The sequence below is a fragment of the Novipirellula rosea genome, assembly GCF_039541335.1.
Lineage (GTDB): Bacteria > Planctomycetota > Planctomycetia > Pirellulales > Pirellulaceae > Novipirellula > Novipirellula rosea.
Genome location: NZ_BAABGA010000037.1, coordinates 69,792 through 91,222, shown reverse-complemented (window position 1 = coordinate 91,222; position 21,431 = coordinate 69,792). Strand labels below are relative to the sequence as shown.

The following is a 21,431-nucleotide window of genomic DNA, read 5'->3' as shown; positions in this document are numbered from 1 at the left end:
GCCCTTTTCGCGAAAAACCCTAATCACCGCCTTGCGTGCGACGCGGCCCCCTTAGCCATTTGGCAGCAAAACACCAACGAACGGGGCGTTTTTAGAAACGGGCGTTATTGTTTTTAGAAACGGGCGTTACTGAGGAACGGCCCTCTTTGAGTGACAGCAAATCAAGGGACGGGAAAATCAAGGGACGGGGACGCCTGCCCAGAAGGGACGCTTTCGATCGGCCCGGCGGCGGGCATCTTCGAGCAACGTTGCGAGCGAACCGTCAAACTCAAACATCACTCGCCGCGAGCGATAACGAATCGTGACCGGTTTGCTGAGATCGACGTTCCGCATCGGACGCAGCCAAACCATAAACTGCTCGGTCGGGCCTTGGTTGATGCGGATCTGATTGTCGCTGCCAATCGACGCCGAGACCGATGCAGCACGAAGTCGTTCGGATTGCTCCCACAACAGCGGGTCGACAGCCACATCGGGCTTGAGAGCGCCAAGTTCTAACCACCAAAAGAAATTGTCGCCGTCGCGCATTGTGACCGCATCGATGTCCTCGGGGGCCTCTTTGCGGACGTGCGATGGCAAACGCATCCACTCGAACAAGCGATGAATCTCTTCATAGAAAAACTCGCGTCCTCGGCCGCGATACATCACCACCATCGCGTCACTTTTGAATTTGACGTAGTCATCCATGATCGGTCCGTTGCGAACCAGCGGCGTCGGCGCTCCGTCGCGTTCTCCCATCACCAAGTACATTGGCACATAGGGAGCATTGGGATGGTAATGCGTAATCGTTTTCGCTGGTTCGCCACTGATCGAAATCATGCCGGCCCACAAATCGGGATGCGAATAGGCGATGTCCCATGCCGCCGCGCCGCCTTCGCCATGCCCGGCAATAAAGATGCGGTCGGCATCGATTGAACTGCGACGCATTGCATCGCGAAGCGAAACGAGGATGCGTTCATGTTCTCGCAAACTGTATTCGTAATCTCGCTGTGAATCGCGAGTCCACAGCGGCGCCACGACAATAAATCCGTAGCGGGACGCATGCCCCAATCGAGCCTGCATCTCTTCGTTGTAGACACCACTCCACCAATCAATCTCGGACACCGGAGTGCCACGCACCGGGTGCAACGCAAGCACACAGGGATACTCGCGAAGCGGATTGTAGTTCGGTGGCAACTGTACGACGTAACGAGGCCGCGGCGGCTGATCCAATTGCTCGGTTTCGTCGCCGACCAAGTACATCCCGGGAATCGTCTCGTGCTGTGCCCCTTCGGGCCATTCGAGCGTAGGAGTCAGCAGAGGCAACATACGGTCAACGTACTCTGCCTCGGCCCCTTCGAGGTTTTGTAATTCAGCCAAAATCGCTTGCCGACGCCCGGCATCGGAAGTCCCTAGATACTCCGCCACCAGATCACGTACTTTCACCAGCGAAATCGTGACGGTTAAGTTTTGTTCGCCCGAACCGCTACCGAGCAACCAACCGGCGATCGCCAGAGCAACGCGATTTTCGAGCGGCACCGCCTCGGATTGCCCCAAGCGGATGTAATCGCTTAAGCGGATCATCGTTGCCGACGAAAGCCCTGCTTTGATTTCATTAAAAATGGGCTGTAGCGATTCAGCCTGCTCGAGTTGCTGAATCTGACTGTCGAGCTGTTTGATCAGCGACTTCGCTTGACTTTGGGATGCCCGAATCTTTTGCGTCGCGTCCTGGACTTGCAATCGAGTCACACGCCCAAGTTGATCGGTGGGAAATTGTTCGAGGATCTGCAGTGCCAACTCCTCTTGGCCTGAATCCGCTCGTAACATCGCCTCTTCGAGCAACTGATTCGCTTGCCGCTCGGTCAAGACGATAATTTGTCGCTGCATTTTTGCCGCTTCGGGAAACGTCTCGATTGCTTCTCGCAGCACCTCGATCGCATCTCCGTTGCGACCGGCTTCCATAAAGAAGCGAACGACCTCGAGCCGTTTGTCGAGATTGTCCCAGTCCATTCGCCGGCGGAAGATCGACTTCAGCGTCTCCGACTTCAGCGAGCTGGTCGCCACTCGCATATCCCACACATAGGATTTTTCGCCTTTGAGCCCCTCGACTCTCGCATAGCGGCCATTGATCTCGGTGATCCCTTGGACCAAACGCATCGGGCTGCCATCGACGCCACGAACGGTCATCACCCGGCGGCCAAATTCGTTGAACGGCGAGACGCCGAGGATGCTGCCAATCGCCGAAATTTCCTTGCCACCGAGCGGCGTGGGCTGCCAAAACTCGATCGATTTTTCGATATCGCGGACAGCCACGGGCGGCGCAGCGGACATCCCGTTGCCATGGAAATAAATCCGAGTCAAACCGTCATCGATGACCCAAATCGGTCTTAGTTTGATTTCGCCGGCCGCGGCAGCGGAAAACGCGTTGGCATTGAGCGAGGCGATCTCGGCCTTGGTTCCCCGCAGCGTCATTCCGTTGCGGAGCTGGAACAATTCCTCGGCAAACCCACGTGGCGACATTCCCATGGACATCGCAACGACACCCACCAGAACCGCGAAGCCGACTTTCCGACGTAACCCAATGCTCAAACGACCCAAGTCCCAAATTTTTGATCCATCACAAGTCCCCGCCAAAGCATTCGACTTTCCACCGACCTCGGCGGCCAATCGAGACCTCTATTTTAGTTAAGACGGCTGATCTTTTCCCGAGGTCGTCAAAATCGTTACCGCCCGCAACAACGAACGCCCAATCGGCGCCACGCCATCGCGAAACGACTCGACCGTCGGCATCGTCTGTCCCAACCAATCTCGTTGCTGAACATCATGGAACCAAGCGACGGGATTGGTCCGCATTCCATAGGCCGGGTTCTCAGCCCCCAGCATCGACAAGCCGGTTTTCGGCACCCTGTCTTCGAGCGACGAAGACGGGTTTTCCAGAGACGGAGACGACTCGGGCGCAAGCAATGCGATCGACGACTCAGCCGACGGGGACAAAGCAGGCGTTGGAGGCATTCGAAACGCGACCAGAATGACCGCGGCAGCAGCGAGCACCACGGCCGCCATCACGTGGCGAGGTATAAAGCGAGCACGCGAATCGCCGAGACAGGATCCCGAGTCCGCTTGGGCAAGCGAGATCTCTGCAAGCGGTTCGCCGCCGGGCAATACCGTGGCGATTTGTTGCCAAGCGACCAGACGTTCGCGACAGCAGTCACACTGCGAGGCATGCGTCTGCAGCAGGTCGTTACCATCGAGCGATTGCCGCCGGTCGATCTGGTGCTGAAGCGTCGCCATAAATTCTTGGCAGGTCATCGTTTCACCTCGGTGGCAACGACATTCTTGGCAGCAACCACGACTTCGCGTTTAAGCAATTCGTCCATGATGGCCACCCGAGCCCGATGCACCCATGTTTTGGCGGTGCCCAGCGGACACCCCAAATGGCTTGCGACCTCGGCGTAGTTCATCGATTGTTCGTGAAACAATTCAAACGCACGGCGATGATTTTCGGGCTGAGAGGCGAGGGCCAATCGGACTTCCTCGCGCAGCGAATCGGCAGCGATTTTTTCTTGCACTCGATCGGACGCCGGTTCGACCGGAACCCCGGTGACCACTTCGTGTCGATGCCGCGACAACACGGTCCGGCAACGATTCCCAGCAATCGTGACAAGCCAAGGTTCGATCGGCCGTGTGGAATCCCAACGTGACAAATATCTCGCTAATCGAGAGAAAGTCTCTTGGGTCATGTCCTCGGCGTCTTGGCGATGACGCATGAACCGCATACAGACGCCAAAGACAAGCGAATGGTAGCGTCCGACGAGCTTCTCGAACGCTGCAGGATCGTTCTGACGGTGACGTTCGATTAGAAACGCAGTCGATTCTTCCATGCCATTTTCCTAGCGACCGCTAAAGAATCGCTTGAGTGCATCGTCGGCAGCGTCACGTGAATTCTCTTTCATGTTCTTCTTCATTCCCTCAGGCAGCTTCATTGGCTTTTGCTTTTCAGGAATTTTGCGTTTACGCATTGCCGAGTCCTCTTCGTTAACCGAAAGCTCGGTACTATCAGAATCGGTCCCGCTCTTCACTTCCGAAGGATGATCAAGCCGCAATTGACGGGTTTCAGGATCCGAGATCTTACGGACGCGATCGATCTGGTCCGCTTCGTCCAACCATGAATTGACATCCACCTCTTCGAACTTGCTGTCGCCAGATCCAGCTTGAACCACCCGCGCCGCAGCGTCTTCGACGTTCGCGACTTGCGGTTTCTTGGCAGCCTGCAATCCATGCTCGATCAAGACTTCGAATTCCAATTTGCCGATCGTTAGCTTGTCGCCCGGCTTGAGCACTTTGGCCATATCGGTAGGCAACCGTTTGCCGTTGACCAAGGTACCGTTGCGACTCTTCAAGTCCTGGACAAGAACGCGGCCATCTTTCAAGACAATAATGCAATGCTTGCGACTGACCGATTCGCTCTTGGGACGCAGCGAACACGAGTCGCTTCGTCCAATCAGAAATTTCTCGCTGGCAACGGCAATCTCCTTGCCGGCGTGACTTCCCGTCAGAACTTTCAACATAACTTTCATGAAGCACCTCTCAATGGATGGCTGATGCCCGCGACGCGAGAACGATCACCCCAATCTCATTCGGCCAAAAAATCTCTTGGACGCTCAATGGCCAAGAATCATTTTCGCTCCGCCTTCAACAACTGGGTTGCGAAATGAGTCCCAATCGTTTTACCAATCTTCCTCTCTGCATACTCACCGGACCATTCGTGCAGTGACGCGCGACGAAGGGTTCGAAGAGGCAAATGACAAGCCTATTCCCCCGGATGCCCCGGGAAGCGTCATCCTAACTGGCGCCCCCTTTTTTCCATCCCCCAGTCTTTCGCAGCAACCCACCCCCCCGATTGAAGATTAGTCAAAGGTGAACTGTTGCTACGTTTACAATGGAGAACTGATGTACATTTCCGTCGGTCTACCACTACAGCCCTGATTCTAAGCAGTATCAAGGAAAGGATAATGCCTTTATTTCGATTTTAAAGCAAGTCCAGACGCCTTAATGCCATTCCTATCAACTAGCCCGAATATAACCACACCGCGATTGAATCGCCCGCGTTCCGGACTGTAATTTTAACGTTTTTCATTCCAATCTAACTGACCAAACCGAATCGCTTGAATCTGTTTGGCTCGCTGAATAAGCGTCTCATTTAGCGAAAACTTATCAAATTTCATACCAAACGCCTTCGCCATGCTCGATGCCAGCGTCTCTGCCAGCTCTTGCGGTGCAATCGCATGCGGCGTCACATTGACCACCCCCGGTAATTCAGGGGCATGAGGGCTGACGTCCAACAGGATACTTCCGTGCTGCAAAACCGCCTTGCGACTCGTCCGCTGCGCACTTCCGCACACTTTGTAGCCTGCCACGACCAGATCTTCGTCGGTCCGTCGCTGAAAACAGAGGAACGGGTCGCAGCGTTTTTCGTTGGAGGTGGCCGTTTGGACCGCTTGATCCCCCCAATCGGCATAACGAGTCGCCGAGACGCCAAACCGCCCGAGCGACTCGATGATCGCTTGGTGGGTTTGCTGATAGAGCTCGGATTTCGCCCCCGCAGGAACATATTCAAGCGGCCACACGAAACTGTAAGTCAGTTCGTTGTGGTGCACGATGGCTCCGCCACCGGTCGCGCGACGAACGAAGGCACACTTTGCACTGGGCGAATGAGCCAGCCGATCCCTCGCTTTTTGAAAATAGCCGAGCGAAACGGTCGGTTCGGACCAAGTGTAAAACCGGAGCGTCGGAACGGCATCGCGGTCGACCGACTCTAACAGCGCCTGGTCGATCGCCATGTTCTCCGCCGGACCTCCAGCGGCGACTTCGATCAATCTCGCGTGCAACGTGTTCACTTATCTCGTTTCAAGTAAATCAACAGCCCGGATCTCGGAGAACTAGCCCGATTCGGCGCACTGCTTTTTGTAGGCGGCCGCGTCCATCAACGCGGACAGATTCGAGTCGTCAGTGACTTTGACTTTGATCACCCAACCGAAGTCATACGGATCGTCATTCAATTGGTCTAAGTTGTCGGGCAACTCGCTATGGACTTCGACAACTTCACCGGTGATCGGGCTGTACAACGGGCTCACCGCTTTTACCGACTCGACTTCACCGAATTCTTCGCCCGCCGTGACCGCTTTGCCGACTTCGGGAAGGTCCATGTAGACGAGGTCGTTCAGCTGTTCGATCGCAAACGAAGAGATTCCGATGGTGGCGATTTTCTCGCCACCTTCTTCGGCCACATCACACCACTCATGCGACTCGGCATACAACAATTTTTCTGGATCACGGGCCATGCAAAAATTCCTTCTTTGACGATCAAAAGGCTTGGACGATCAAACCTTGTTAGGACGTTTGTAAAAGGGAAGGGGGGTCGCGTTTGCAACCACGGTCTTCCCGCGGATATCAATTTGAAACTGCTTCGCATCCGCAAACTCGGCATCAACATAGGCCATGACGATCGGATGCCCGAGCGTCGGCGATGGACCACCGCTGGTGACGTAACCGATTTTATTTCCATCGGCATCGAGCACGTCACAACCTTCGCGAGCCGGCCGTTTGCCTTCGGGAATCATCCCCACGCGAACTTGTTTTGGACCAGCGGCCTTCACCGCACGCAGCGCGTCATCCCCTACGAACGAGCGATCTTTAAAACTACACGCGAACGATAACCCGGCGGAAATCGGATCAATCGATTCGTTTAACTCATGACCATACAACGGCATTCCCGCTTCCATTCGCAACGTGTCGCGAGCGCCCAGCCCGGCGGCGGCAAAGCCTTCGTCGCGACCGGCAAGCATGATGTTTTCCCAAATCCGGTTGGCTTCTTCGGCACGAACGATCAACTCAAAACCGTCCTCGCCAGTATAGCCGGTCCGGCTGACGATCGCTGGCTTTTTGAACTGATCGGTGATCGTGGCTTGGTAATACTTTAGACGACTCGGATCAAACGAGAAAAGCTTTTTGCAAACATCGATCGCTTTAGGTCCTTGGACTGCAATCATCGCAGTCAACTCGGTACGGTCGGACATCGTCACCGTGGGAAAATCGGGCAGATGCGGCGTGATCCAGTCGACGATTTTTTGATGGTTCGATGCGTTGACGACCAACAAATGAAATCGTCGATCCGACGGAGTTTTCAAATGCGATACCAGAACGTCATCCAACACGCCCCCTTCGGCGTTACACATCAAGCCGTAGCGGACTCCGCCGATCGGCAAATCCGACACTCGGCGTGTCAGTAGATGATCGAGCAGCTGTTCGCTGCCATCACCATCAAAACGAATGCGTCCCATATGCGAGACGTCAAAAAGGGCCGCCGATGTTCGACACGCTTGGTGTTCGGTGACGATCGAGGAATACTGGATCGGCATCTCATAGCCCGCGAAGGGGACCATTTTTGCACCGGCGGACCGGTGCCATGCATCCAACGGTGTGGTGGAAAGCGAGGTATTCATGGCAAGTCCGCTAGGGGCAGGAGTGTCCATCGATTTTTCAGCACCGGTAAAGCAGCACAGATAGCTACCGCGGTTGCGTTAGTCAGGGGAAAGGCGGCCGTGATGTCAACGATCAGTGTGTGACCGACGGATGCCGATCAACACGCGTCAGTTTATACAGAACACCACGATCGAAAAGCCCCAAGCCGCAAATGCTTTATCGCTTTCGCCGCTTCTTCTTTTGACGAGCTTCATTCTTGCGTTTTGTTCCCACCCGTTCTTTGCTGTGTTTCGGACGGCCTGAGGACACTGGGCCCGCTTCTGAGGAGTGGTTTTTAACCAAATCAAAAAACAGCTGGCGTTCTTGAAGGTCGATTTTGGCAATCTGTACCGTCAATAAATCTCCCAGACGAAAACGATTTCCGTCGCGGAATCCGACCAATTGCTGCCCCTGACGTTCAAATCGATATTTGTCATTCGGCAATGCGGCGACCGGCAAAAATCCGTCGACGGGAAGCTTGATGCAACGCGCGTGAATACCGTCGGCAAAAACACGGCTGACGACAGCATCGAGTTTTTCGCCTACCTTCTTCTTCAAAAAATGAAGCAATTTTAACTCGATCAAATCACGCTCGGCCTGCTGTGCATTGCGCTCCATATCGCTGCAATGATGCCCGAGCCGCAGCAACACCTGAAACGATTCATCCGGCGTTTTCTGGCCCTCAATCAGCTTTTGCACCAATCGGTGCACCGACAGATCGGGATAACGACGAATCGGACTGGTGAAGTGGCAATAGTGCTCCATATCGAGCGCGTAGTGCCCTTCACGCTGAGGCCCATAGACCGCCTTGTTCATCGATTTCAAAACGGAAAAGTTGACCGCTTGCTCCAGCGTCGTGCCCGCGACCATGTCGAGCACCCGTTGGATCTCGAACCGACTTTCGAGCGACTCAACGTTTAACCCTAAATCACGAACGAACACCTGCAAATCACGGATTTTCCGTCGTTGTGGAGGTTCATGAATGCGATGCAGGAAGTTTAATTCCAAATCATCCAACCACGAAGCAACCGCCTGATTGCCCGCCAACATGAACTCTTCGATGATCTGATGGCTCTCGGTGTTTTCCGATAAATGTGCCCCACGAACCTTTCCCGATTTGTCAAAATCCAATTTGACATCCGGCATGTCTAACGACAACGAACCACCCTTGAAGCGAGCCTTTCGCATCTGCATTGCAAGTGTGTGCATCCGTGAAAGCAGATCACAAATCGCATCGCCCCATGGCTTGCGCTGAGCATCGGGGTTCGCTAAAAATTTGTCGACCTGCTCGTAAGTAAACCGCTTGTCACTGAGGATCGCGGCGTTGTGAACTTCGATATGCGTGATCGTTAGATCGTCAAGCATTTCGATTTCGACCGTTTTGGTCAATCGAATGCGATCGGGCTGCAGACTGGCCAAGTGGTTACTGATGATTTCAGGAATCATCGGCACGACGCGATCGGGCAAATAGACGCTGGTGGCTCGGTTTTTGGCTTCTTCGTCCAGCACGCTCCCTTCGGGAATAAAGCTGCTGACGTCGGCGATATGCACCCACAACCGCCAACGCCCCTCTTCACGCTCGAGCGAAATGGCGTCGTCAAAGTCACGAGCATCAAACGGGTCGATCGTAATCGTCAGTAACTTGGTCAGATCCTTGCGTCCCTCTGGGACGACCTCGTCGTTGAACGCATCGGCTTGCTCGCGTGCACTATCCAACACGTTTTCAGGAAAGTGATCAGGCAACCCATACTGACGCATGATCGTCAGCGTATCGATTGCCGGATTGGTGCTGCTGCCCAAACGCTCCAACAACACCGCTTCGCCCCCGTGACCATCATCGTCGGGAAACTCGACCATTTCGACAAACACTTTGTCGTCGTCACTGAGCGGCAGCCCGCGAACATCGCCGATCGAAACAGGCTGGCTATAGGGAGTCCCGTCGAGAAATACCGCGGGCTCGCCGCGAATCATGCGAAACGTGCCAGTGAATTGGCGTCGAGCACGCTGGAGTATTTTAACAACGACGCCCTCTTGGCCTCCCTTGCGACTCGGCTGCAATTTGACTTCGACGACGTCGCCTTCGAGGGCGCCATGCGTCGAACCAGGTGGCACAAAAATATGCTCGGCAATTTCGCTGTCGTCATCATGTTCGCCGGGGCGAACAAAACCAAAGCCACCCCCCATCGCGCGACGGAAGGTGCCGCGAATATAATCGCTGCCCCCTTCGAAGGCGCCCGCAGGAATCACTAAGTGATTCGATCCGTAAACCACGCGGCCTTCGATCACAAGTTGTTTGACAACTCGGCGAAGCTCGCGATAGCCTTCGGAATCCAGCTTCAGCGCGGTCGCGATTTGCTTGGGTTTGCTGGGGCGGTAGATAGACGAGCTGATATGACGAAGCAGCTGGTCGGTTAATTCGGGTGATACATCCATTCAGGAAAAGATATCCGATTGAGAGGTTCCGAACACTCCACCTGTGGAGACCGGCGGCCTCTTGCGACACAGAAAGTGCTCGTCAGGCATCATATTGGGCTGTAAAGCACCAAAACCGCTTGCGATTTTAAGAGAAATCGTGGAATGCGACAGCCACAAAGCTGCGGTGCCGCGCGGTCAGAGCCTGGGGATTGAGGGTTTAGACGCAGCGACACCAGGAAAGGTTCGCTTTATTTGCGTCGCGACCATCCCCCCCCACCGCTGAAGACGCAGTCACGTTGGATTACAATTGCCTCCCACTCTCCCACTCTCCCACCAAAAGCCGCCCCCAATGCGAAACCTCTCTGCCTGTCTGGTCCTCTTGCTACTCATCTCCTCGGCCCTCGCCGATGGCCCCGGCGACAATGTTGCTGACCACGTTCGCGCAGTGCCGCCCGTAGGAATCGAACTCAGCGACGTCGTTCGAGACGAACTTGATGGCGGATTGGCAGAGCTGAATAAAAAAATCGAGCAGCTCCGAAAATCAAATGATCTGAAAGTGCAATCGCTGCTACCCGATGTCGAGATTTTCTCGCGAGCGATCCGAGACGCGATTGCGCATCGCGAACTCTTCCACAAAAACGACATTGGCAAAGCCCGCCAAGTGTTGGCCGAAGGACATGCTCGTGCCGATGCACTGACAAACGGAAACGCTCCCTGGACCACGCAGACCGGTCTGGTGGTGCGAGGATTCAAGTCGCGAATCGACGACACCGTTCAGCCCTACGGTGTCGTGGTCCCCGAGTCGTATGCATTCGCCGGAGCGAGCGAGTACCGAACCGACGTGTGGCTACACGGACGTGGCGAACGGTCCACGGAATCTCTTTTCATTCACGAACGCATGAACCGCGTCGGACAAATCTCGCCCGCCAACACACTGGTTGTGCATCCCTACGGTCGCTACAGCAACGCCTTCAAATTCGCGGGTGAAATCGATGTGCTCGAAGCCCTCGACCACGCCAAGTCGCAATACCGTGTCGATGAAAACCGCATCAGCATACGCGGCTTCTCGATGGGCGGAGCAGGCTGCTGGCAATTCGCGGTGCACTATCCCAGCCAATTCTTTGCCGCTACGCCGGGTGCCGGTTTCTCCGAAACCCCTGAATTCTTGAAATCGTTTCAGGGTGAAACTCTGACCCCGACTTGGTACGAGAAAAAGCTTTGGCAACTGTATGACTGCACCGGATACGCCGCAAACTTGTTCAACTTGCCGACAATCGCTTACAGCGGCGAACTGGATATCCAAAAACAAGCCGCCGACATCATGGAACAAGCGATGGGGGATCAAGGGTTGAAGCTAACCCACCTGATTGGCCCCCAAACCAAACATGCGATCCACCCTGATTCGCTGAAGACGATCGAGAACAAACTGGCAAACCTTGCCGTCCAAGGACGTGACCGTGCCCTCACGACAGTCGACTTCACCACGTACACGCTACGCTACAACCGATCGTTTTGGCTAACCGTCGATGAATTGACGGAACACTGGGAACGTGCAACCGTCCGCGCCACGTTGTCAGCTTCTGAAAACACGATTCGCTTAACCGTCGATGGCGTCCGTGGACTGCAACTTGATCTCGCTGCAGGGGACGCCCCGTTTAATCTTCGCCAACCGGTACAGATCGAGATCGTTGATTTCAGCACTGACAAAGACAGCGAGAGTGCAACGAACCGCCAAATCCTGGTGGGGCCGCGACCCGAATCCGACCGATCCTGGCAATGTCAAATCCATCGCGATGGTGATCAATGGAAAATCGGCTCACGTCCCGCAACCATCCGCGTTGTCAAGCGACATGGCTTGCAAGGACCGATTGATGATGCGTTCATGGAACGATTTATCATTGTCGCCCCCAGCGGCAAAGGACTTCACCCCGAGACCGATGCCTGGGCAAAATCGGAACAGGATCATTTGGTTCGTGAGTGGCGTCGCCAATTCCGCGGCGATGCGATCGTCAAGCAGGACACTGAAATCAGCGACGATGATATCGCGTCCAGCCACTTGATCGTGTTCGGAGATCCCGCCAGCAATGCATTTCTGAAATCGATCCAAAGCGAACTTCCCATCACCTGGTCCGAGGATGAAAGCAATCTGATGGTTGGGGATAAGAAACGCGTTGACGCGGCTCATCACGCGCCAGTAATGATCTATCCCAATCCCAAAAACCCCACTCGTTATGTGGTCATCAACAGCGGGTTTACATATCGCGAGTACGCCTATTTAAACAATGCACGCCAAGTCCCCAAACTTCCCGACTGGGCGATCATCGACATCCGCACCCCGGCCGACTCGCTATGGCCCGGCAAAGTCGTCGACGCCGGATTCTTCGACGAAGCATGGAAGCTAAAGTAGCGACCTTTAATCATCATCAGTCCGCACGCACACCGATCCGCCTCAATCCCAACCCGACGCGTCTGTTTTGAAGTTGCGCGTTTGTATTTAGGGGCAAAGCCCCGGTCGTTTACCTAGCCCAGCCCAACGGGCTGGGACCAAGAAAATCCCTCGGACTAAAGTCCGAGGCTATCGAAGTATGTCGCTCCGCGACAGCAAATAGCGCAACTTCATAACTGACGCGTCGGGTTGGGAGCTGGGGCTTAAAAACGTTCAATTACAGCAGATGAATTTTCATCACCTTGCGTAACCAGCTTACGGCGAGAACCTACTGAACCTTAGCTAAACGCGACGGGCAAAATCGGGTAAAACGGCGACTTGCTGAATGACACCCGATTTTCTAACCGAACGGCCCCAATATGCTTCCTGTTAGCCAAGTGATTCGTGAGCGGCGGACGATTAAACCGACGCAATATTCGGACCGAGATGTGGACGAGAGTATCGTTCGCGAATTACTCGAAAATGCGAATTGGGCACCCACGCATGGGATGACCGAACCTTGGCGCTTTACGGTGTTCAGCGGCGATGCTCGAAAGCGATTGGCCGAATTTTTGGCCGAGACCTACAAGAGTCTGACGACCGAGGAAACGTTCAAGCAAAAGAAACACGACGGGATGCGAGTCAATGCAACTTGTGCTCCGGTCGTGATCGCGATTGGAATGAAACGACAAGCGAGTGAAAAGATCTCGTTGCTGGATGAGTTGTTGGCGGTCGCTTGTGCCGTGCAAAACATGCACTTAACCGCAGCCGCATACGGACTGGGCGGCTTCTGGTCGACCAATGTTGCAGCTACCAGCACGCAGATGCGAGACTTTATCGGGCTCGATGAGAACGACCAAGCTCTAGGCCTGTTTTACCTCGGTTATCCGCAAGGCGATTGGCCCGAAAGCAGTCGCGGCGGCATCGAGGCCAAGGTTCGCTGGGTTCGCGATTGAGCGCCGTAGCACAGGCTGCTAGCCTGTTGGCAGGGGGTGCTTGGAGCCCAACGATCGTCATGACAGGCCAGAAGCCTATCGCACATCGAATGGCCACACCTTACTCGGGTTCGTAGGCCAAGTTCGGGCTGAGCCAACGCTCGATTTCCGCGAGTGGCTTGCCTTTTCGCTTGGCGTACGCTTCGATTTGATCCTTGGTCATTCGGTCGACGGTGAAGTAGCGAGCTTCGGGGTGACCGAAGTACAAACCGCTAACCGCCGCGCCGGGGTACATCGCATAACTGGATGTCAACTCGACCCCGGTACTCTTTTCGGCATCCAACAGATCAAACAGCGTGCGTTTTTCGGTGTGATCAGGACAAGCCGGGTAGCCGGCGGCCGGACGAATGCCACGATACTTCTCGCTGATCAAGTCGTCTTTATCGAGGCCTTCGGTTTGACCGAACCCCCAATCCACTCGAGCACGTTCGTGCAGCAATTCCGCGAACGCTTCGGCGAATCGGTCTGCGACCGCTTGCACCATGATCGCCTTGTAATCATCCAGTTCCGCTCGGAATTTCTTGGCCAACTCATCAGCGCCGATCCCCGCGGTAACCACGAAGCCTCCGATATAGTCCTGGCGTCCACTGTCGACCGGTGCGATGTAATCGGCAAGCGATCGATAATCTTTTTGCCCCTTGCGTTCCCACTGCTGACGCAAGAAATGGAAACGCGACAATTCTTTGCTGCGTGATTCGTCGGTGTACAGAATCACGTCGTCTCCGTCGCTGGCCGCTGGCCAAAACGCATAGGTCGCGTTCGCTTTCAGCGATCCATCGGCAATGACTTGATCCATCAGTGCATTTGCGTCGTCATAAATCTTCTTGGCTTCTTCGCCGACCACGTCATCATCGAAAATTTTGGGATACTTGCCCTTCAATTCCCAAGTCATGAAGAACGGCGACCAATCGATGTAAGGACGAATCTCGGCAAGTGGGAAATCCTTCAGCACTTTTACGCCGGTAAACGAAGGCTTGTCGATTTGCACGTTGGCCCAATCGGTTGCGAATCGCTTTTCAAATGCTTCCGCGTACGGCACCAGTTTCTGTTGCCGCTCGCGGAAACTGGCGACCAACTTCTTCTGCTCTACGACATTGTTGGCGATAAACTCGTCGCGATGCTCTTTGCTGAGCAGTCGTTCGACGACGTTCACACTACGGCTGGCATCGAGTACATGGATCACGGGCCCGTCGTATGCCGGACAAATTTTGACTGCAGTGTGCTTGGCGCTGGTGGTTGCACCGCCGACCAACAACGGCATCGTCATTCCGGCACGCTTCATCTCGCGTGCGACGTGTGTCATCTCATCCAGACTTGGAGTGATCAGACCGCTCAGCCCGATCATGTCCACATCTTGCTTGACTGCTTCTTCCAAAATCCGTTCCGCAGAAACCATTACGCCCAGGTCAATGACCTCGTAGTTATTGCACTGCAACACCACGCCGACGATGTTTTTACCGATATCATGCACGTCGCCCTTGACCGTGGCGATCAAGAACTTGCCGCGTGCGGCATCATTTTCGGTCCCCGCGAGTCGTTTCTCCTCGTCCATGTAGGGTTCCAAATAGGCCACCGCTTTTTTCATCACGCGAGCGCTTTTGACGACTTGCGGCAGAAACATCTTGCCGGCACCAAACAGATCACCGACGACTTTCATGCCGTCCATCAACGGACCTTCGATCACTTGCAGACACTTATCAAAGTGCTGGCGTGCCTCTTCGGTGTCTTCGACAATGTACTTGTCGATCCCTTTGATCAGCGCGTGTTGCATCCGCTCGGCCACCGATTGGTTACGCCAAGCCAGGTCTTCGCCTGATTTCTTTTTGCCGCCGCCTTTTACCGTCTCGGCAAATTCGAGCATCCGGTCGGTTGCGTCGGGACGTCGATTCAGCAGCACGTCCTCGACATGCTCGAGTAGATCCTTTGGCACCTCTTCGTAGACTTCTAACTGTCCCGCGTTGACGATTCCCATGTCCAAACCGGCCTTGATGGCGTGGAACAGGAATGCACTGTGGATCGCTTCGCGGACAGGATCGTTTCCGCGGAAACTGAAACTGATGTTACTGACCCCACCGCTCGTCTTTGCACCGGGGCATTCTTTTTTGATTCGCGCAACGGCGTTGATAAAGTCAACGGCATAGTTGTTGTGCTCTTCCATTCCCGTCGCGACGGTCAGGATATTCGGGTCGAAGATGATGTCTTCCGGAGGAAAATTGATCTTTGTGGTGAGCAGGTCGTAGGCACGTTTACAGATCCGCACCTTGCTCTCTTCGTCGGCGGCTTGTCCCTCTTCGTCAAACGCCATGACCACGGCGGCCGCACCATATTGGCGAACCAAACGCGCCCGACGCAGGAACTCTTCCTCGCCGTCCTTAAGCGAGATCGAGTTGACGATCGCTTTCCCTTGGACATTGCGAAGTCCCGCTTCGAGCACTTCCCACTTGCTGCTGTCGATCATCACCGGCACTGCGGCAACCACTCCGTCCCCCGCGATCAGACGCAAGAAACGCTCCATCGCGGCCACGCCATCGAGCATCCCTTCGTCGAAGTTGACGTCGATAATGGTCGCCCCGTTTTCAACTTGTTCGCGCGCAATATCGACCGCTTCCTCGTATTTGTCTTCGCGGATCAATCGAGCAAACTTTTTACTGCCAGCGACATTGGTTCGTTCGCCGATCATGGTGAACGGAATTTCAGGACGCATCACCATCGGAAGCTGACCGGACAACCGGGTGTAAACCGGTCCGTGCGTCTCCTGTTTCGGCTTGCGTCCCTTAACTCGCTCGGCCATCGCGCGGATGTGATCGGGGGTTGTGCCGCAACAGCCGCCCAGAATGTTCAGCCAACCATTGTCGGCGTACTCGCCCACTTTTTCGGCCATCGCTTTGGGACCGAGATCGAATTCCCCCATCTCGTTCGGCAAACCAGCATTGGGATGGCACGAAATCGGGATCTCCGCGACGTGCGAAAGTTCTTCGATATGAGGCCGCATCACGTCGGGGCCGAGGGCACAGTTCATGCCGACCGACAACAGCGGGAAGTGATTGATGGCGGTCCAAAACGCTTCGACGCTTTGAGCACTGACGAACGTTCGTCCACCATCGCCAAACGTACCGCTCGCCATCACAGGAACTCGGCGACCGCCCGCGTTAAAGAAGTCTTGGATCGCGAACAAACACGCTTTCAAGTTGAGCGTGTCGATGGCGGTTTCGGGCAACAGGATATCGACGCCAGCGGCCACGAGCGAGCTGACCTGAGCGCGATAGCTGTCGACCATCTCTTCGAACGTGGCGCCGCGGTGAGCGGGGTCTTCCTCGGTGCTGATCGCCAACTGTTTTGTGGTTGGGCCGATCGATCCGGCGACAAAACGCGGCTTATCAGGTGTCCGTTCGGTCCACTCATCGGCCGCTTTGCGGGCACACGCCACCGCGGCATGATTGATTTCGTCGATTAATTCGAGTGGCAATCCAAACTCGATCATTCCGACCGGCGAGGCACCAAATGAGTTGGTTTCGACGATGTCACTGCCCGCTTCGTAGTAGGCCGCGTGGATCGCGGTAATCTTATCGGGGTGGGTCAGACAAAGAATATCCGAGAAATTCTTCAAATCTTTTTTGGGATCATGATCGGCAAATCGCTCGCCTCGCACCCCCGCCTCGTCCAGACCGAGACGTTGGATCATGGTCCCCATGGCCCCATCGAGCAGCAGAATCCGCTCGCGTAGGAGCTCGGAAATAACAGATTGAGTCGTTCCAGATTGAAGCATTGTGCCGCGTATTTTTAGCGAAAAATGGCAAGGGGAGGCATTTCCAGGACACGTATCTTCGTTTCCTGTTCGCTGTTTCACAAGGTGATGCCTGATTCTGCGAGCAAAATCCCCTCGTTTGCTGACATTACGGTTTGCTGGCATTAAAAGATGTCATTTCATCTTGATCAATCGGCAAAGTTTGTCTATTCCGCAGATTCCTAAAGATCATTCATGCTGCGTACCGATCTAGTCCTGTAGGGGATCCGACCCGGCTCGCCTTGTTTGTCAGTAATGCTTGAAACGCCTCGCACTCGTGTATCAGGAAGATCACATGACCGTCTCGCAAAAAGCCACGCAAGACGTCAGACGCTCACCAGTCAGAGCGGCAGACGAACGCTCGAAGGGCGACGAGCACTCGAACACCGCATTGCCACCGACGCTGTTTAAGCTCAAAAATTTGACTCCGAGCCAGCCCGCAGGCACGACACCGCGTGCGAGCGAGACTGAAACACCGGCGACGGTCACGGGATCGCTGCCAACACCGCATGCGGATTCCACAATCAAGACCTCGCATCCGGGTGATTCGAGCGTCGCAACCGAGTCGCATCCTGCATCGGCTTCCAGCGCTGCGACAATTTGCGACACCGCAATCCAGGCTGCAGCGACTCAGGATCCGACAACCAGCCCCATAATTTCGGCGACGATCCCTTCGTCCACCTCGAGTCTTTCGCCTGCGGTTTTCACAGAAACCGACGCGGTGCCTGCGAAAGCCATGGCGTCTGCGACAAATATGGACTCTGCAAAGACCGAGGCCCCTGCGGTCACACTGGCAGCGCAACCACCGAAACGAAATTGGCAACAACTGATCAGCAGCAATGCACTTATCATTGCCATGCTATTGTTAGTGATCATTTTTGCCGTGAAAGTAAGCCGCCGAGCGACTCAATCGTCAAGCGAACCGTCGGTTGCCGATTCCCAACTGACTGACCTGCTTCCTCCCGAAGAATTGGTCGTGTTTGCCGATGAAGACATCAACGCTGATGTATCAGGCCACGTTGAACCGGCCCCCGCGAATGCGTCAACCGCGAAGGCAAATGTTGCCCTGATGACACCGGATTCGTCGCCCGCCGCGAAAGTGGCAGCGACAACCGATGCCCCTGCCCCCAGCGAAGATCCGAATGTGTCCGCGGGAACACCGGCAAGTACGGTCAGCAACCCTCGCGGGATCGATCCTGCCATCGCGGCACTGAACGCAACCGTTCATTCGCACAAGGCACCAACGGCAGACTTTTCCACGTCGCCTCTTGAAAGCCCAAGCACCATGAATCTTGGCAGCGACTCGGCCAATTCCGAACTGCCTGATTTGTCGGCTGCCAAACCAACCTCGGTAACCGCTCCGGCACCGGCAACGCCCCAAGAATCGGCCACTCCACGTGGCATCTTTAACTGGGAACAGTACTTGCCATCGCAACCGGTTGCGAACTAGATCACGCGCGTCGTGAACTCGCATCGCCCCTTTAATCTAACGACATCAAGCTTCAAATTTTCACTGCTCGGTAAGAACCATGACTGCTAACAACCAGGCCTTTGTCAAAGCCTTTGCAAGACGAAACCGCAACGCGGATACGAATTCGTCCCACCAGCAGAACCAGTCTGGCGTGGAAACGAAGTCACCGTCGCCAGCGCCGGCGACATGGTGGATTGATGAAACCGACGACCAAAAGATCCGTGCGGATCATGACACAGCCGAACATGTCCCGGCGCCGCATTTTGCGACCGACATTCGCGTGACGAATCTTCGTGATGAAATCGCGGCCGAGTCCGAAGATGCGATGGAATCGTTTCCTGAACCGGAATCGGCTCCGATCCCCAATGCCAACGTTTTGGCGTCGCTGCAACACACGATTACTTCGTTTGCCAGCGAATCGTACACAGGGACCAGCGACATCATCGGTGGCGGATTCACTCCCTTCGTCGCGCGAGAGCTAGACGAAAGCACAGTAAAACCCACTGCGGTACCGAAACCGGAAACCGCTGCGAAACCAGCGACAACAAAAGCAACCACTCGCGCCGCGATTCCGGCCGCCAAGCTGCCCGCTGCTGTGCCGCCCGCTGCCAAGCCGCCCACTGCCAAGCCGCCCGCGACCACTGTTGCTGTTGCCAAGGCGTCGGCTGCCGCGATGCCCGCTGCCGCCGTGACAGTGAAGACGCCGCCTGTTCCCGAAGCAAAGATCCGTTCGGAAACCAAGCCCCGTTCGGAAGCAAAATCCGCGTCGCACGAAGCGTCGATCATCGAGCTGCAACGCATCTTGTCGAGCAAGACAGCGGCCGCGCGAACGACCAGCCAACGAGAAAACCAAACCGGTACGTCAGCGATTCCGTCGCAGCCTCAAGCCGCCGAAATGCTTCCGCCGTCTGCCGCTGCAACGCTGGCCGCTGCAATGCCGGCTGCAAACACCATCCCGGCCGCCGATCCGGTCGAGGTCGTAGAAACCTCGCCAAGCCCGACCCCCGAAGCAGCTCCTGCTGTGGCTGCGAAGTTAAAAGCAGCCTGGGAAGTGGACCAATTTGACGTTCCCAGCAACGTTGCCAAGCTGTTTTTCGAAGGCGAATTATTCCAAATGGTGGCCGAACAGATGCTCGGCGCCGTGCAAACCGGGCTCGACAGCGTGCTGGTCACCAGCGTGCATCCCGAAGAGGGCCGCAGCACGGTTGCCACCGGGGTTGCCATGGCTGCCGCCGCAGCCGGGATTCGCGTCGCGCTTGTGGACGCCGACCTTGTAACGCCGACGCTCGTCGACGAACTGAGTCTGGATGTCGAATACGGATGGTTGGACGCCCTTCGCGGCGGGCTGTCGCTCGGCGAGATCGCCGTGCATGCCGTCGAGGATCACGTCACGCTGTTTCCGCTGTTCCCGAGCGAGCCTTCAGGGCAAGCAACCGCAGCTGAGATCGCCAAGTTGATCCAAACGCTCAAAGAAAACTTTGATCTTGTGATCATCGATGGACCGCTGGGCAATACGCCCGTGGCTCGCTCGATCGCAAGCCTTGTCGAAAGTGCAATGATCGTTCGTGACATCGAAAACACGACCAACGAAGAGATCAACGCGTTGTCGAATCAACTGCTTGAATCTGGCATTCAAGGCATCGGGGTTGTCGACAACTTTGCCTGATCCACGCATTGCTAACAGCAGCCGCCGCTATCACAGCAGCCCTCGGATCCGCGGGGCGATGAATTTGATGCGACTTGCAATTGGTAGGTTTGGGCTTGCGAGGCAACAGGCAATCCAGTCGCCTGGCTTTTCGGCTTCGCGGGAACACGAATGAAGTGACTTGCGTAGGGTTCGCGAGACAACATCGCGAACGTTCCGGGATAGACCGCAACCATCTCACCGCGGCGGTACTCGTTACCCTCATCGTCACGAATGCTGGCGAACGGGCCTCGATACATCACTTGGTCTTCACAGGTGGCGTCGGGCTCGCTTCGGGCATTCCCCTTGTATGCGATCACGGTCGCAGAGCGAAACTCGATCCCTTCGACCACTTGCCATGGCTCGGGTTGCATCACCACGACTTCGACTCCGTGAAACCCGGCCGTTTCAAACGCGCGAACAAAGTCTTCGTCTCTCAGGGCACCGGAAATACATCCGCTCCACAGCGTAGCATCCTGCTGAAGATGCGTAGGGACAACTCGATCGGCGACAATATCGCTAATCACGGCACGCCCACCGTTTTTTAAGACGCGAAAGATCTCGGCGAACAGAGCTTGCTTTTCCGCAGAATCCACCAAGTTCAAGACACAATTGCTGACCACGACGTCGACCGATTTGTCGGCGATCATTGGCTGCTCACGACGCTGGGCCGCGACAAACGATTCCAAGTGACGCAGCGTCGCCTCGTCGGTGACCGGATTCGATTGCAGAAAGCGATCAACGGCATCGCGATCGACCGCCATATCTTGGATACGTCCTTTACAGAACGTGATGTTGTCATAGCCGATCGCGTCCGCAACCACCGGCTGACTCTTTCTTGCCAGCGTCAGCATTTCGTCATTCATATCGACGCCGATCACTCGGCCCGACTCGCCGACAACCTGCGAAGCAATGAAGCAAATCTTGCCTCCGCCGCTGCCAAGATCCAATACGGTCTCGCCTTTGCGAACGTACTTGGACGGATCGCCACAACCATAGTCACGTTCGATGACTTCGCTTGGAATCACCTTCAAAAAGCTGGCGTCGTAATCGACAGGACAGCACAGCGCCGGTTCGACGGCTTGAGCAGCAGCCGAGTAGCGTGAGGCAACGGCGTTTTCGGTATCAAGACTTTTCGACATGAAGTTCTCTGTGTCAAT

14 protein-coding genes are annotated in these 21,431 nt (G+C 55.4%); 4 read left to right on the top strand and 10 right to left on the bottom strand.

The window, feature by feature from the left end; genetic code table 11:
* Positions 1–177: 177 nt before the first annotated feature.
* The 8 genes from ABD971_RS15540 to ABD971_RS15505 form a co-directional block, all read right to left on the bottom strand.
* Positions 178–2,508: an alpha/beta hydrolase gene (locus ABD971_RS15540; protein WP_345323521.1), complete on the bottom strand. Its 2,331-nt coding sequence runs from the start codon at positions 2,506–2,508 to the stop codon at positions 178–180.
* Positions 2,509–2,661: 153 nt separating this feature from the next.
* Complete coding sequence (locus ABD971_RS15535) at positions 2,662–3,285, bottom strand: hypothetical protein (protein ID WP_345323519.1); 624 nt, start codon at positions 3,283–3,285, stop codon at positions 2,662–2,664.
* A complete protein-coding gene (locus ABD971_RS15530; protein ID WP_339936899.1) occupies positions 3,282–3,857 on the bottom strand; it encodes an RNA polymerase sigma factor in 576 nt (191 codons plus the stop codon). Before ABD971_RS15530 ends, ABD971_RS15535 begins: the two co-directional genes overlap by 4 nt.
* 9 nt (positions 3,858–3,866) lie before the next feature.
* Positions 3,867–4,553, bottom strand: a complete 687-nt coding sequence (locus tag ABD971_RS15525) for an FHA domain-containing protein (RefSeq protein WP_339936897.1) — start codon at positions 4,551–4,553, stop codon at positions 3,867–3,869.
* A 546-nt stretch (positions 4,554–5,099) separates the two neighbouring features.
* Complete coding sequence (locus ABD971_RS15520; protein WP_345323517.1) at positions 5,100–5,873, bottom strand: lipoate--protein ligase family protein; 774 nt, start codon at positions 5,871–5,873, stop codon at positions 5,100–5,102.
* Positions 5,874–5,915: 42 nt separating this feature from the next.
* Positions 5,916–6,317 carry a glycine cleavage system protein GcvH gene (gene gcvH, locus ABD971_RS15515; RefSeq protein WP_339936893.1) on the bottom strand — a complete coding sequence of 134 codons (402 nt, stop codon included), beginning with the start codon at positions 6,315–6,317 and terminating at the stop codon, positions 5,916–5,918.
* 39 nt (positions 6,318–6,356) lie between these two features.
* On the bottom strand, positions 6,357–7,478 hold the full coding sequence (gene gcvT, locus ABD971_RS15510) for a glycine cleavage system aminomethyltransferase GcvT (RefSeq protein ID WP_339936891.1): 1,122 nt from the start codon (positions 7,476–7,478) through the stop codon (positions 6,357–6,359).
* Positions 7,479–7,674: 196 nt separating this feature from the next.
* On the bottom strand, positions 7,675–9,930 hold the full coding sequence (locus ABD971_RS15505; RefSeq protein ID WP_339936889.1) for a ribonuclease R family protein: 2,256 nt from the start codon (positions 9,928–9,930) through the stop codon (positions 7,675–7,677).
* Positions 9,931–10,261: 331 nt separating this feature from the next.
* On the opposite strand from ABD971_RS15505, the gene ABD971_RS15500 reads away from it, so the two are divergent.
* Together ABD971_RS15500 and ABD971_RS15495 are read left to right on the top strand one after the other, a co-directional pair.
* Complete coding sequence (locus ABD971_RS15500) at positions 10,262–12,319, top strand: prolyl oligopeptidase family serine peptidase (RefSeq protein ID WP_345323514.1); 2,058 nt, start codon at positions 10,262–10,264, stop codon at positions 12,317–12,319.
* Positions 12,320–12,717: 398 nt separating this feature from the next.
* The gene (locus tag ABD971_RS15495; protein ID WP_345323512.1) at positions 12,718–13,293 is read left to right on the top strand and encodes a nitroreductase family protein; all 576 of its coding nucleotides are present in this window, start codon (positions 12,718–12,720) and stop codon (positions 13,291–13,293) included.
* Positions 13,294–13,393: 100 nt separating this feature from the next.
* Here ABD971_RS15495 and metH read toward each other — a convergent pair whose 3' ends face one another.
* Positions 13,394–17,098, bottom strand: coding sequence for a methionine synthase (gene metH, locus ABD971_RS15490; protein ID WP_345323510.1), 3,705 nt, complete (start codon positions 17,096–17,098; stop codon positions 13,394–13,396).
* A gap of 313 nt (positions 17,099–17,411) precedes the next feature.
* Here metH and ABD971_RS15485 point away from each other — a divergent pair, with 313 nt between their 5' ends.
* Positions 17,412–18,566, top strand: a complete 1,155-nt coding sequence (locus tag ABD971_RS15485; protein ID WP_345323508.1) for a hypothetical protein — start codon at positions 17,412–17,414, stop codon at positions 18,564–18,566.
* 79 nt (positions 18,567–18,645) lie between these two features.
* Complete coding sequence (locus ABD971_RS15480) at positions 18,646–20,253, top strand: tyrosine-protein kinase family protein (RefSeq protein ID WP_345323506.1); 1,608 nt, start codon at positions 18,646–18,648, stop codon at positions 20,251–20,253.
* Between the two features lie 11 nt (positions 20,254–20,264).
* Here the strand turns inward: ABD971_RS15480 and ABD971_RS15475 are convergent, their stop codons facing one another.
* Entirely contained in the window at positions 20,265–21,413 is a 1,149-nt protein-coding gene (locus tag ABD971_RS15475; protein ID WP_345323504.1) for a methyltransferase domain-containing protein, read from the bottom strand.
* Positions 21,414–21,431 lie beyond the last annotated feature (18 nt).